Here is a 14,068-nt window from a genome sequence, read left to right as displayed (position 1 = left end):
CTCGATTTATCAGACTCACTTAGCCGCTGCAATGACCTGATTAAAGAGCGCCCCTAAGTTTTTCGTAAAAGCTCTTCTTGAATAATAGTTAGCATCGGTTTGTGACACAACCGCACCTGTCCCCTGTTCCAAAGCGCTAATAAAGCTGAGCAGCCCCACCTTAATCGCCTCTTTATTATCTAATGCAACACAGGTATCGATACCCGCGGCCCGTAATGCACTCGCAGTATCACCATGGCTATCCGTCAAAGCAAAAATGGGTCGTTTAGCACGAAAGTATTCATACAGTTTGGCCGGTATTTGGTGATTACAATTAGCCGCCTGAAATATCAATAATCCATCAGCATTAAGCATTTCAGACAATGCTTCTCTATAAGAAATGCCCGGTTCCAACGCTACAATATCATTAATGCATAAAGCATCTATCAGCGGTTGGTAAAGTTCATCATGCTCGGTAGCACGAAGGATAATCCTGATACGCTCGACCGAAAGCAAACCTTGCACTTTCAGTTCGGCTATCGCCTCAAAGAATGGCTTTGGATCGCGTTCTGATGGATATAACACACCGCTGTGAATGAGACGTAAAGCACGTCCTGCCTTACCGGCTTCAGGCTTCATGTCTGCTTCAACTTCTGCGAAAATTTCTTCGTTATATCCATTAGGGATTAAGTGCCACTTATTCTCAGCCATAGTCGGATAACGCTGCCGATACAGAGCGATAGCTCCCGGCGAGGTAAAAACCGCGGCCGCACAGGCCTCCACTGTTTTTTTCTCAATCCATGCATGACATCGTCTCCGGATACCTGGTGCAGGATAAACGTCGTCCACCATCGCATCACGAAAATCCGCTACCCAGGGCAACCCCGTCACACGCTGCAGTACTAACGCGATCAAATGAGCCGTGGTGATAGGATAGGTCGACCATATGAGCGACACTTTATTCTGACGAATGGTTCTTAATCCCCCGATCACCCCTGCCATCCACCAGCTTATCCAACGGTCAGGCAGTGCCAGAATATCCAAATAGCGTCCTCTACATGACAAATGACGTGCTGAATCCAATGCAAATGCACGTTTTACCACAACACCTTCTGGAATATCGCCTATCTGGTCATCACTGATTGAAGGATAAGCGCGTGGGTGTGCAGTCAGCACCCATGGCTGCCACTGATTTTCAGGAAGGTATCGGGAAAAAGCCAAGGTGCGCTGTACGCCACTACTCACCTTAACCGGAGGGTAATGAAAAGCGATCAGGAGAACGTTATTTATAGTGTGCGAATCCAGTTGACTGTCCATGCCGCTACTTTGTCCCGCCATTCACGTTTTGAAAAGGTATGATCGGCACTTTTTAAGTCTTCACGGTTGATTCGTTTTTGTTTAAGCAAGCGAGTAAAGCTTTTAGAGCGCTTAACAACATCATCAAATTCAGCTGCGGTCAGATCATTCCCACTGATAATACATTGAACCGGCCCGCGGTATGCGCCCAAAGAAGATTCAATTTTTTCTGCCAGATTAGTAGAAGAAATTGCTGTTATCTCACTTACCTTTATAAGGTCCGCAGCAATATCAGCTTCTACTGCCTTACCACCAGCAGAACGCTTAAGCATCGACAGCAAAGAAGCAACAGAGCCAGAAATATTAAACTCGCCCTTAATCACTTTTTGCCAAAACTGTTTTGAACAAAAACGCTGTAAATAATAGTGTTTCAGGAAAGCTGTGGCCTCTCCGGCCTCACTTCGCACCCAGGGATTCAATATCACCAATCCGGATACCCGCTTATCCTCAGGCGCATAAAAACACGCGGCAGTAGCCGCATCACATAGCCCCCACAAAACGACGCCTTTAAGTGTAGGAACCCGCTCCATGAAACTATCGATGGCATGTTTAATATCCACCCCAATATTTTCAAAACCTACAAAAGCGCCTGATGAATCTCCCATCCCCCGATAATCAAAACGCATTACAGGAATATTCTGTTCTGCCAAATGGCGTGCCAGATGCACAAACTGGCGATGACTTCCTGCACGGTATTGAGGACCGCCGACGATGATTAATACGCCTGTATCTTCATCTATGTCAGTAGATGCAGACGACACAGGTAAATGTATTACACCCACCAACTCCTCGCCTTCACAGCTAAACACAAAGGGATGCTCTGATTCAGGCGCTGATAGAAGCCCTGATTTAGATTCTTGTTTATATTCATGCTTAGATAAGGATTCAGACGAGGTCAGCCTGGATGGGGATAATTCAGCAGAACTATCAACAGCCATTAATAGCGGCGAAATCAACAGTGCGGTGTCGTGAACAAGGGCAGGCACAGAAGTTATCTCTTGTGTGGACCAAAAAGGCTCACCGACGACCGTTTGACTGTGAACATCAATTCCCTGTGATTGCCACAACGCTAACAATTTTTGTGAGGCCGGGAGTAAAGGTCTCTCTGAGCTCGAAACAACCTCCAACCAGTCAATGCGCAATGAAACAGGTAATATCATCTGCTTTAACGAGATGCTATCCAGTTCCAGCAATAAAGCAGCCCCAACATCATAACCTGCAACTTCAAGCATTTTACCTGTTTTCAATTGTTCTCGCTGTTGCGCGACTGTCTCCTTCTCACCAGAAATCATTCCGGCAGCCATACGCAACCTTAAAAATTGTGTCATCAACTGCTCACCGCTATGAACAGGCTGCCAAAGAATCAAATGTGATACGTCATTCAACCCTTCACGAATCAGATCGAGCGCCATTAAGCCACCCGACCGATTCCCCCACAACGTAATTTTTTGTGCACCGCGGGTCTTAGCCCACTCGACAAGATAACGAATATCTTGCTTCCACACACCCCAGCTGGCATCTCCGAAATCACCTTCGCTATCTCCGGTACCATAAAGATCAGGCACAATAACAACGGCGCCTTTAGCAGAAAATGCAGCCGCTTGATCGTGCATCATTTTACGGGATTTATTCATCTCTTCCGCAAATGCGGGTAAATGAATAATCCATTCATCCGTTACATGTTGGATCGGTGAATACAGCGAGATAAACAGACGACCGGCGGGTCCTGAAATAAACTGAGGTATCATAAAGGCTTAATTAAGACTTATGCCGTAAGCTTATAATTGATAAATCGGTGTAAGGCCCCTATTGTTTCAAATACCTCAGCACTAATTTCATCATCTTCGACGGTAATATCGTAGCTCTCTTCAATAGCAGTAATAACCATCACAACCGCCATAGAATCAAATTCAGGAATACTGCCCAGTAAAGGCGTTGATTCATCATACTCATCAACCCGCGAACCTAACTGTAAAGCATCACCCACAATCTGCTTCACTTCATCCAATGTAATCACGCAAATCTCCTGTTACTTGAAAGCCAATAAGGTAAAATAATTGTTCGCCATGTTAGCATCTACAGATAAAGCAGCAAAACAGTTCAGGCAAAAAACACCCAAAGGATAAGCCAAACCCTAAGGACATTCGTAATAAACAGCGATACACTAAATTCCGTGTCCGTAATACCATGACACTTCCTTAAGATATAGACAGTAAGGCCGTAAAAATGACAGGGAATACAGCAAGCACCGCGACTAGTCATAAACATTTAAACCATACTCATTTATTAACACCGGCACTCTATGGCTGCTTTAATCTGTCTGGATCAGGTGTTTCTGCCGCTGCGAACGCTCAGAACATGCAAGATGCACTGAAAAATGCGTCAACGTTTTCGTCTTTAACTAACAACCCTGATGAATGCTTGCTTGGGTCTACTTCAGAGGTATACGAAGCTAACAATGTTATCGCAACCATTATTGGTACACCCTGGTGGTCTACGACAGAATCACAAAAAATAGCACAACAGCAGAGCAATGCAGCAGCCCTCCTCGAAATTTATAACCGTAAAGGCAATGACTGTGCGAGCGAACTGCAGGGGTCTTTTGCCTATATTATTATCGACAACAATCAAAAAACACTCTCTGCAGGCGTTGACCGCTTAGCCAGCATCCCTCTTTACTACACCCAATCTGAAAACCACATTGTTTTCGGCACGTCAGCAGGCAGCGTACTCGCCCACGAATCGGTTAAGACAAAGCTAAGAGATCAAGGACTTTATAACTACGTTTACTTTCATATGGTACCAAGCCCAACGCCTATCTATGAAGATATGAGTAAGCTGCTGGCGGGTTATAGCCTCTTCTGGAAAGACGCGAGCGTAATCCTGAATCATTACTGGATACCCACTTTTAAAAATACTCAAACGGCAGGGTTTGAAGACAAGTGTATTGAACTAAGGGCAACCTTAAAGGACTCAGTAAAACGTTGCATGCCGGAAAACAAATCAGTCGCCGCATTTCTGAGCGGCGGGCTGGATAGTTCCTCAGTCACAGGAATGCTCTCCGAGCTCAGCGACAGCCAAGCACATGCCTACTCCATCGGCTTTTCGGCTAAAGGCTATGACGAAATGGCTTATGCACGTATTACCGCAAAGCATTTCGGCGTTAAATTACACGAATACTATGTAACACCAGAAGATATCGTGGATGCACTACCAACAATTGTCGCCAGCTATGATGAACCTTTTGGTAATTCATCGGCTTTACCTGCCTATTTCTGCGCTAAAGAAGCTGCAAAAGATGGCGTGCAATTGTTATTAGGCGGTGATGGTGGCGATGAGCTATTTGCCGGAAATGAGCGCTATGCAAAGCAAAAAGTGTTTGAGTTATATGGAACACTACCAAAAACTTTACGCAGCAGTATCTTAGAACCATTACTGCGATTAATTCCTGGCCAAATTCCTTTGGCAGATAAAGCGCGTAGTTACGTCAATCAAGCAAACATTTCATTGCCCGCCCGCATGCAAACGTATAATTTCCTTAACCAGCACGCGCCTAAAGAAATATTCTGCGACAGCTTTATTGATCAGGTATCAACCAACTACCCGCTAGAGCTACTCGAATCTGTTTATCAAAAGCCTCAAAATGCTACCTCGTTAAGCAGGATGTTGTATCTCGACTGGCAATTTACACTGGCGGATAATGACCTTAGAAAAGTTAGCCACATGTGCGCACTCGCAGGGATAGAAGTAGCTTATCCAATGCTTGACGATACTATGCTGGCGCTCGCTTGCGACATACCTGATGACTGGAAACTGAAAGGGCAAAAACTCCGGTATTTCTATAAAGAGGCCATGAAAAACTGGCTTCCCAACGAAACAATCACAAAGAAAAAACAGGGATTTGGTCTTCCCTTTGGCGTCTGGATGCAAACTCATAAACCATTGCAAGATCTGGCGTATGAAAGCTTACTTAAATTAAAGAAACGCAGATACTTCAAGCCTGAATTTCTCGATAATATAATTAAATTACACCGCGAAGGACACGCTGCTTATTATGGGGAGCTAATCTGGATATTAATGGTATTTGAGTTATGGCTTGAAAGCCATAATGCAGAATAGAGGTAATGATGAAACATACGACTCGACTTATCATATTGTATTTTGCTGGTGCCGGCCTTGTAGGGCACCTGATGTTATTTACACTCTATATAGCAAAGCCTGAGATAGTGAAAAAAGGATATACCCTCGCAACAGACAAAATTAAAAAGCACATACCTTTTTTAAGTCAGTTATCGGGACACCATATACTGGTAGAAAAAACACTTGAAGAAGAGATTGCAGAAAATTTTCCTACCTGGAGTTTTATAAATAATCCCGAGCTGCCTTTACTCGGGATTCAAATTAATGATCAATTGTATAGCTCACTTAAGGAAGCGGCACAAGCGTTAAAAGATGGAGATACGCTGATTATTGGAGAAGGCTTATACCAAGAGCCACTCGTCATTAAAGCAAATAATATTACAGTAATTGGAAACGGTCATGTCATCTTAGAAAGCACTGAAGCCGAAGGAAAAGGTGCAATTATAACCAAAGGTAGTAATACCCGCATTGTAAATATTGAATGTCGGAACATACAAGTCAGAGATAAAAACGGCTCATGTGTAAGACATGAAGGAATCAATCTTACACTGCAAAATGTCTATTTTCACAATAGCGAACAAGGCCTTCTAACAGGCAGTAAGCCTGGAATAGTAGAAATTAATGATAGCCGATTCGAGCAACTGGGTAAAAATGGACAAGCTCATGGTGTGTACATCGGAGGAGGCCAGCTTAAAATTAATAATAGCCTTTTTATTGCGGCAAAGAGCGAAGGTCACGAAATCAAATCTCGTGCAGAGCTCACACAAATCAACAACAGTATTATTGCTTCTTTTTCCTCCCTTGATAGCCGATTAATAGACATTCCAGATGGTGGAGTTTTAGAAATAAAAAACTCTGTTTTAGAGCAAGGCCCTACCTCAGAAAATGGCGACATGATCGGCTATGCGCTTGAAAAAAGTAGACATTCTATTAACAAAATACAGCTTATTAATAATATTTTCATTCTGGAACGTAACGCCGGTAATACACTACTGCATCAAAAAAATTCATTAACTGACACCGACATCAGAAATAACATCATTATTGCAAGCCAACAACCTGAACTATCAGGTTTTAATCTGTTTTTTAAAACACGTGAAGAAGCTGGCTTAGAACCCTACCCACTTCTCCCACAAAAAATATCTACTAAAGAATAGAGTTGTCATGAATATAGCGGACGAAACAGTGCCGGAATACCCTAAACCGGCTATTCCGCTATCGCCGGTGTTTACATTTAATCTATTTAAAAAAAATAAAAACAAGACAAAAAAAAATTCTATACTGTCATGTAAACATATCTTACAGCTGACAAATGGCAGATCAGCTATTGCTATAGCCCTTGAGCACGCGCGCATAAAGAAAGGAGATGAAGTTCTAATTCCGGCCTATCACAGTCTATCAATGGTTCACCCGGTAGAATGGGTACAAGCTACTCCCGTTTTTTTTAATATTTTGTCCGATACCAACATAGATTTTTCTGACATTATTACTAAAACAACACCAAATACAAAAGCAATAATAATTACACATTATTTTGGGGTCATGCAAAACCTAACAGAAATAAAGCAGTACTGCATCAGCAAGAATATTCTACTAATCGAAGATTGTGCTCATGCCTTCTTTGGATCCAAAGAAGGCATCAGTGTTGGCGAACAAGGGGACTATTCAATTGCAAGCAGCATGAAATTTTTTCCTTGCTATGATGGCGGCATTCTAGCTTCATCATGCAAAGACTTATCAAATATACCATTAAAAAATTCACCCTATTTATTTGAAGTTAAATCATTTTTCAACATTATAGAAAAATCAATATATTACAACCGATTAAATAAGCTTAATAAAATTTCAGAAAAAATGATAATAGTAAAAGAAAGCTTATGGGAAATAATAAAATCATTTAGTCATCGTAAATCAAGCATAACAATAACGCCCGCTGCTTCAGATGGAGGCTATGGATTAGAAGAAGATTGGATCCATAAAAAATCGACTAAAGTATCTGGATTTATTATCAAATATAGCGACCATAATGAAATCATTAAGAAAAGAAAAGAAAACTATGGCGCGCTACATCAAGAACTAAAAAACCTTAAAAATTCCCATCCTCTCTATAAAACAATAAGTGCCGAAACAGTACCATTTTTGTATCCTTTATATGTAGATTATCCTGAAGAAAGCTTTTCAGTATTAAAGTCTAAAGGCATACCGATTTGGCGCTTTGGCGAGATGTTAAGTACTGAAATCACTAATGATAATTTTCCTATGAGCGTAGAGCTTTCAAAACATATATTTCAGTTTCCATGCCACCAGGATTTAACTGAAGATGAAATAAACTGGATGATTAGTGAAATCAAAAACACAATATGCTGATACTCTTCATATGAACCAATTAAAATGGTCGATATACAATGCAAATGAACTCAATACCTATATCTATGAATGGGACAATCTTAATACATTAAACACAGCTGTTTTACAAAGTGACTTTATTCTCCCCTTACTCAAGCATTTTGGTACAGGAAAAGAAAAACTGGCCATCTATAGAGAAGGCGTTAAGATTAAAGCCATGGCAATAATAGAACCTGTGAAATTAGGGTGCTGGTGTACTTTTCAACCATCTCAGGCACCATTAGGCTGCTGGTTACAAACAACTGAAAATTCAACTGAATACTTAGGTCGCGAGTTAAGAAAAGTACTGCCATTTCCATCACTGGTATTCAGCATTACCCAGCAAGATAGTGATTTACTGCCCATTCCGCCCCAAAGTAAAACGCTAACCACATCCCACTATATAGATACAGCATGTATAACCATACATGAAGAGTTCTCCGAGTACTGGATGCACAGAGGAAAGAACCTTCGGAATAATTTTTCTAAACAATCAAATAAACTCAAGCGTAATGGTATTACGGCCAATCTATCTATTATTGAAAATCCAAAAGACATAAAAAATGCTGTAGAAATATTCGGAGAGATGGAAAGTGCGGGATGGAAATCTAAAGAAAACACAGCAATCAATATAAACAACAAACAAGGATTATTCTATGTTGATATGCTAACGTTATTTGCCAATAAAGGATTAGCAAAAATATTCCAATATAAATATAACGATATAGTGGTAGCCTCCGACCTCTGTATAGAAAATGAAACATCGATCATTATTCTTAAGACAACATATAATGAGGAATATTCAAAAACATCACCATCTACACTTATGAGAAAGGAAGAATTTGAATATATCTTCAACAATACATCATTCAGACGTATTGAATTTTACGGCAGAGTAATGGAATGGCATACAAAGTGGACTAACGAAATACGCGACATGTATCATATTACCCTTCAACTTCCATCGATAAAGAAAATAAGACGTATTAGAAACATATTTAAAAATTCATAACCATGAGAAAAACAAACTCATAGGAACTGCTCAACATTGCATGCAGCACTCTATAATATGGCTAAATAAATTATCAACAAAGTTTTTATTATATGTGTCTTAATTATTCATAATAAGAATACTAACGTCTATTAAATTATAGCTGTAGTTTTACTTCAGGTTTAAAATGCGAAGCCTCCCACCAATATTGCATGTTCTCTCCTACTGCTTCATCTGTCACACCAGGAATCGAGGTTAAATCCTTTAATTGCAAAACTGATTTCCACGGTTTTTTTGAACTGATTTCTATTCGCTGTTCAATACTGACTTTCCACCCAGGAAATACAGGAGCTGAAGATAATGAACGAGATATTCTCAAAACCTCTTCGTGCACCGGTGGAAATACTATCTGAAGATCAATAGCATTGATGCGGCAATACTCCAAAATTGACTCAAAAACCGTTAACCCTAACTGAAGATGATCATCACCTTCACGACCGTACTTACTGGCTAAACTATGTGCGGCTTCCATAAATGCATCATATCGCCCAGCTTGAGTTGCATGGCATGCTTTATCCTGACCTTGTGCCTGGCCGTATACTCTTGTCCCTGTACAGCGCTGATCTCTTGTCATTAATACATCAATACTCGCTAGCACAGCATCCAGACTCACAATAGAACGGGTAGTTTCTATTCCAAAGTAGCTCCATAATTTAAGCTCGTTGACACTCTGACCTAAATCAAGTCGAAATTTCTCTGTACCGTTATTACTTGCTTCATCAAAGGATGAAATATCCAGAAACAAAACTACTTTTTCTAAACCAGTAATAACATTTGCTGATTGTAATAATGAATACATCTCAGTAATACTGGCGTCTGATAAACCGCCGTTATAAAAAGGCAGCGGTTTTAAATCCTTACCATTAACACCGTAATCAACTCTACTGGTGCCTAGCAACAATTGTTTAGGATGATATCTAATCAGATCAAACATTTTGAATGCTCGTTGATTAGTTGATTCAGCTTGGCGTGGTTCTGAACAATCTTCACAAAACAAATTGTAGGGATTAACCCAAAAATTAAATATTGAGACGAACACAGTTAACAACAGCAATAAAAAAATACTGCTTTTTAAATACTGCACCCAAAGCTGATTCTGACTGCTCACTCGGCCACCTTCGTCTGATCCCTTGTTAAGCTTCATTATCAACCTGCATGTAATTTATCAGAACTGGAAATATATAAACTCACTCACTCTCCCAAGCGCAAGAATGCCTATTAATGCAACAATGGCCGTCATGGCAGCCCATTTTCGACTTACCCTCCATTGCCAGAAACCTCTGCTCTTATCACGGTAAAGTATCTTACCTAAGTCATAGGCAGGCCGGTAACGCCCCATCAACTCGTAAGTATTAGGCCACCAAACAACAACCAACATAAAGCCTACCAAGGTAGCCAATTGAAGTAGGCCATAAAAATACGTTAATTCTGCTACGGGTTTACAGCCCAAATCATTCAATATCGTACCGACACTGCCAGTCGCTATTAAATAATGTTCGGGAAGAGAACAACCGTTAATTGCAAACATTCCTGAAAGGATATTAACGGCACCATCAAAACTTGCCGCTCTAAAAAACACCCAACCCACGACTACTACCAGCATAGTAATTAACCAGGCAAGAAAACGGTAAAACCAATATTTCTTATAAGTAGCGATCAACGTGGTAGCAAAAGTCGCCTGCCACAACTGATGGATCACCAGATAGCAACCGTGTAAACCACCCCAAATAAAGAAGTTCCATCCTGCGCCGTGCCAGATCCCTCCCAACACCATGGTAGCCATCAAGTTTGTATAACGTCTTACGGGCCCTTTTCTGTTTCCACCCAGGGAAATATAGAGGTAATCGCGTAAAAATCGGGATAATGTCATATGCCAGCGACGCCAAAAATCACTGATATTCAGAGCGCGATAAGGGGAGAAAAAATTGATCGGCAGCTTAATACCAAACAACCGTGCCAGGCCGACCGCCATATCTGAGTAACCTGAGAAATCAAAATAAAGCTGTAAAGTGTAACTGAGCGCTCCTGCCCACGCCTCCAGAAGTGATATGGTTTGGCCCGCATCAGCCGCACCAAACACTGGCGAACCCCACCGGGCAAAACCATCAGCTATAATCACTTTTTTAAATAAGCCTATAAAAAAAATGGTCATACCGATGGCAATATTTGAGGCTTGAAGTTGGTAAGTTTGAGGACGGGAAAACTGAGGCAGCATCTCCTTATGATGCACAATAGGGCCTGCAATTAACTGCGGGAAAAAGGTCACGAAAAGGCAATAGTGCAAGAAGCTATGTTCTTTGGTTTCACCGCGGTATGCATCAACCAAGTAGGCGACTTGCTGGAATGTAAAGAAAGAGATCGCCAGCGGCAATACCACTGTCTCCAGATGAATGTCATTAACCAATATAAGATTCAGGTTTTCAACAAAAAAATTGGCATATTTAAAGTACCCTAACACAGCAATATTACTGACAATTCCAAGCCAAAGCAGAGCTTTACGCTGTATCCGATCTTTTTCCAGGAGCCGCCCAAGAAAATAATTCCATCCGATAGATACGACTATTAACCCCAGATAAGCCGGATTCCACCACCCATAGAAAAAAAGTGAACAGGCCACTAATGAAGTTAGCGCCATAGTTATGTTACCTAAGCGACTAAATGCAAAAAAAATCAGCATAGTTAGCGGCAGGTACGCAAAAATAAACGTATAGGAATTAAACAGCATAGTTACTTAATGCACCCAACAAAGAACAGCCTGAAAGCTTTAATGTTAAGAGCCAATTCCATCCAGCCACTACTATTTACCTCTATCAACAAAAGGAAGAATGCATATTATTTAAATTCTGCTAAGAATGAATATCATTTCTGTGAATATGGACCTTCACCAGACTCTATGGTGATCAAGATCATTAAAGCATCGGCAAAAAACTTAGTAGCCCAATTCGGGTATTGCCAAGGATGGTAGCCCCCATTAATAGGATGACTGCCTTTTATTCCCCCTCTAATATCTATATTTTCGGAATCAATCAGCTGAGTAGATTTTGTAAAATCCATCACAGCTCGAGCCGCTTTTAAATATTTAGTTTCGCCCGTAATCTGATAAAGACGGCACCAATTAATGCTAATTTGCGCATTGCCTGTCAAACACGCCCATTTGACAGTAGGCTTCCAATCTTTATCAAACCTGCCTGGAATATGACCATTTACACCAACATGTGGAAGTAAAGCATCACCCATCAATATTGCCTGATCCAAAAAGTCCTTACGCCCGGCATACTCACCAATCTCTAAAAAGCCCCTCATTGCATAGGCAATGGTGTGCAAAAACGGCTGGGTACGATCCTGGAGACAGTTGAACTCAGCGAAACCATTATCAGAACAATTTGAAAGCGCCCACTCTAAATTTTTGCAGGCAGATTCTAAATATCTTGAATTTCCGGAAATCTGATGTGCTCTAATCAATCCCCATGCCGTACGGGTATTATATAAGTTAACGCCATCGGTCAAGGTCATAGGTGAACCAAACTGCCGCCAACAGCCATCATCATCCATGATGTCACACAACCAATCTGAAGCTCTATTAAGGCTGTTTAAGTAACGTTCGTTCTGCTCGCTCTCATAAGCAGTTGCCCAACCAAATAGAACCTGCCCTGTATTAAAAACAGTTGGCAATTCTGAATCACCCATAGCACCGGCTAACACACCACCACTATCAAGCTGAATATCACATTCCCAATCTGCCATTTTAATAGCTCTGGACTTGTAATTATCATCACCCGTCATTTGATAATAACGGTAGAAAGTAGGAATAATGTAACCAGTCGTCTCTGGATATGAGTTAGCCCACTTTTTATATTTAGTTAAATATGTCTGGGCAACCCCATTATCAGCAGTAACATCGTGAGCACGTACCAGCCAGTCCATAGCGGATTTCAAATGTACAAGATCATCTTTTGGCGTGATCACATTTTGTTTGTCTTTATGTACTTCGTAAAGCTCACGTGCTGTTTTAACTAAATTCATAATCCCTCGCGCTATTCATGCAGATAAATTTACTTTTCCCAGTTTTGTACACATGCAGAAGCACATAAAACTAAGTCACTTGTATTTACTAAAATGAGGCGGGTACCACCCACCCTTAGGCGCCGTATAAGTCCACGTTTATCCATTTCTGCTTCAAGCCTGTCGTCGATCCGGTAACCAGATGACTCTTTTGCCAAAACCTTAGTAGAAAAACCAACAACAGCCCCGTCCTCATCCAGCACACGGCCTCTTACAACCTCATGATCAAACAATTGAACAGGGTAGTCTGCTTCATTAAGTGATTCTAAATAATGATTAAAGGTAATCGTATTAAAAGGTGCGTCAACTAGGAGTATTTTACCATCAAGCTGGGCAAGTTTATCAAACGGGCTACCTTTTCCAAATGAACATTCTGTTAAGTTATGATCCGCTACAAAAGTTTTACTACCGCCCCCCCAGGCAACAACAGGGTGTGCAGAATTAAAACTTCGCACAACATTTTTACCCCGTCTGAAAACTTCGGTTAACAAACCTACTTTTGATGGTGTTCTTTTCACTTTAAAGACGAGATTTTTCGATAAATACTGTTTCGTTGATTCATTCTGATAAGGCATAGACATCATGGCCAACAATCCATCATCTCCTATTGCAGATTTCAATGAATCAATAAACTGTTTAGCTGTGCCAGCAAAACCATTATCAGGCAGCCATGAAGAATGCACCATCAACACATCCCCTTCTTGAATCCCTAAGCGATCAAGAGCCTTGGATAACTTTTGTGCATTATATTTGAACAGGATTTTCTTTAAAGACTTTTTCAGCTGGTGAATATCTATCATGTTTATATTTCTCAAAAGACATTCATTATACATTAGCAATGTTAACAATTATTTTATAATAGAGCAGTAAAGTTCCATAAAATGACATTACGGAAAAACACCTTAATCCAAATCGGATTTCGACATAGCACCCATTTTCCCGGTCTGCGGACAGAATTATCTATCATTTGATCACCTGGCACACCCTACTCTGTCGATATTGGCCAAAGAACAAATCCTGCGTTATGCGCAATCCCTATTCAGGCAGCAATACAGATATAGGCCTAGATTCCGAAATAAACAGATTTACGCCCGC

11 protein-coding genes are annotated in these 14,068 nt (G+C 40.9%); 4 read left to right on the top strand and 7 right to left on the bottom strand.

Features of this window, described 5'->3' with window-relative positions:
- Positions 1-15 precede the first annotated feature (15 nt).
- Genes Nant_RS18900 through Nant_RS18890 form a run of 3 tightly spaced genes read right to left on the bottom strand, consistent with a single transcriptional unit; the run spans position 16 to position 3,352 of the window.
- Positions 16-1,296 carry a glycosyltransferase gene (locus tag Nant_RS18900; RefSeq protein ID WP_054343167.1) on the bottom strand — a complete coding sequence of 427 codons (1,281 nt, stop codon included), beginning with the start codon at positions 1,294-1,296 and terminating at the stop codon, positions 16-18.
- Positions 1,266-3,083, bottom strand: coding sequence for a hydrolase 1, exosortase A system-associated (locus Nant_RS18895; RefSeq protein WP_054343166.1), 1,818 nt, complete (start codon positions 3,081-3,083; stop codon positions 1,266-1,268). The genes Nant_RS18900 and Nant_RS18895 overlap by 31 nt, the downstream gene beginning before the upstream one ends.
- Positions 3,084-3,100: 17 nt before the next feature.
- The gene (locus tag Nant_RS18890; protein ID WP_054343165.1) at positions 3,101-3,352 is read right to left on the bottom strand and encodes an acyl carrier protein; all 252 of its coding nucleotides are present in this window, start codon (positions 3,350-3,352) and stop codon (positions 3,101-3,103) included.
- Between the two features lie 209 nt (positions 3,353-3,561).
- Between Nant_RS18890 and Nant_RS18885 the strand changes: the two genes are divergently transcribed.
- The 4 genes from Nant_RS18885 to Nant_RS18870 are packed head-to-tail and all read left to right on the top strand — an operon-like array spanning position 3,562 to position 8,872.
- Positions 3,562-5,454: an asparagine synthetase B family protein gene (locus tag Nant_RS18885; protein ID WP_202905039.1), complete on the top strand. Its 1,893-nt coding sequence runs from the start codon at positions 3,562-3,564 to the stop codon at positions 5,452-5,454.
- A gap of 5 nt (positions 5,455-5,459) precedes the next feature.
- On the top strand, positions 5,460-6,632 hold the full coding sequence (locus Nant_RS18880) for a right-handed parallel beta-helix repeat-containing protein (protein WP_143773482.1): 1,173 nt from the start codon (positions 5,460-5,462) through the stop codon (positions 6,630-6,632).
- A gap of 7 nt (positions 6,633-6,639) precedes the next feature.
- Positions 6,640-7,842, top strand: a complete 1,203-nt coding sequence (locus Nant_RS18875; RefSeq protein WP_054343163.1) for an aminotransferase class I/II-fold pyridoxal phosphate-dependent enzyme — start codon at positions 6,640-6,642, stop codon at positions 7,840-7,842.
- Positions 7,817-8,872: a GNAT family N-acetyltransferase gene (locus Nant_RS18870; protein WP_054343162.1), complete on the top strand. Its 1,056-nt coding sequence runs from the start codon at positions 7,817-7,819 to the stop codon at positions 8,870-8,872. Before Nant_RS18875 ends, Nant_RS18870 begins: the two co-directional genes overlap by 26 nt.
- 136 nt (positions 8,873-9,008) lie before the next feature.
- Here the strand turns inward: Nant_RS18870 and Nant_RS18865 are convergent, their stop codons facing one another.
- From Nant_RS18865 to Nant_RS18850, 4 genes are all read right to left on the bottom strand, one after another.
- The gene (locus Nant_RS18865) at positions 9,009-10,055 is read right to left on the bottom strand and encodes a hypothetical protein (protein WP_054343161.1); all 1,047 of its coding nucleotides are present in this window, start codon (positions 10,053-10,055) and stop codon (positions 9,009-9,011) included.
- Between the two features lie 21 nt (positions 10,056-10,076).
- Entirely contained in the window at positions 10,077-11,546 is a 1,470-nt protein-coding gene (locus tag Nant_RS18860; protein ID WP_202905038.1) for an MBOAT family O-acyltransferase, read from the bottom strand.
- A 224-nt stretch (positions 11,547-11,770) separates the two neighbouring features.
- Positions 11,771-12,934 carry a YyaL domain-containing protein gene (locus Nant_RS18855; RefSeq protein ID WP_054343159.1) on the bottom strand — a complete coding sequence of 388 codons (1,164 nt, stop codon included), beginning with the start codon at positions 12,932-12,934 and terminating at the stop codon, positions 11,771-11,773.
- A 29-nt stretch (positions 12,935-12,963) separates the two neighbouring features.
- Entirely contained in the window at positions 12,964-13,773 is an 810-nt protein-coding gene (locus Nant_RS18850) for an AAC(3) family N-acetyltransferase (RefSeq protein ID WP_054343158.1), read from the bottom strand.
- Positions 13,774-14,068: the final 295 nt, after the last annotated feature.

The sequence above is a fragment of the Neptunomonas antarctica genome, from assembly GCF_001305295.1.
Taxonomy (GTDB): Bacteria; Pseudomonadota; Gammaproteobacteria; order Pseudomonadales; family Balneatricaceae; genus Neptunomonas; species Neptunomonas antarctica.
The sequence above is the reverse complement of the archived record's forward strand: the minus strand, read 5'-3'. Positions and strand labels throughout refer to the sequence as shown.

Coding starts and splice junctions, on each gene's coding strand:
- Nant_RS18900 (WP_054343167.1), bottom strand. CDS start 1,296: ATGGACAGTCAACTGGATTCGCACACTATAAATAACGTTCTCCTGATC.
- Nant_RS18895 (WP_054343166.1), bottom strand. CDS start 3,083: ATGATACCTCAGTTTATTTCAGGACCCGCCGGTCGTCTGTTTATCTCG.
- Nant_RS18885 (WP_202905039.1), top strand. CDS start 3,562: ATGACAGGGAATACAGCAAGCACCGCGACTAGTCATAAACATTTAAAC.
- Nant_RS18880 (WP_143773482.1), top strand. CDS start 5,460: ATGATGAAACATACGACTCGACTTATCATATTGTATTTTGCTGGTGCC.
- Nant_RS18875 (WP_054343163.1), top strand. CDS start 6,640: ATGAATATAGCGGACGAAACAGTGCCGGAATACCCTAAACCGGCTATT.
- Nant_RS18865 (WP_054343161.1), bottom strand. CDS start 10,055: ATGAAGCTTAACAAGGGATCAGACGAAGGTGGCCGAGTGAGCAGTCAG.
- Nant_RS18860 (WP_202905038.1), bottom strand. CDS start 11,546: ATGGCGCTAACTTCATTAGTGGCCTGTTCACTTTTTTTCTATGGGTGG.
- Nant_RS18855 (WP_054343159.1), bottom strand. CDS start 12,934: ATGAATTTAGTTAAAACAGCACGTGAGCTTTACGAAGTACATAAAGAC.
- Nant_RS18850 (WP_054343158.1), bottom strand. CDS start 13,773: ATGATAGATATTCACCAGCTGAAAAAGTCTTTAAAGAAAATCCTGTTC.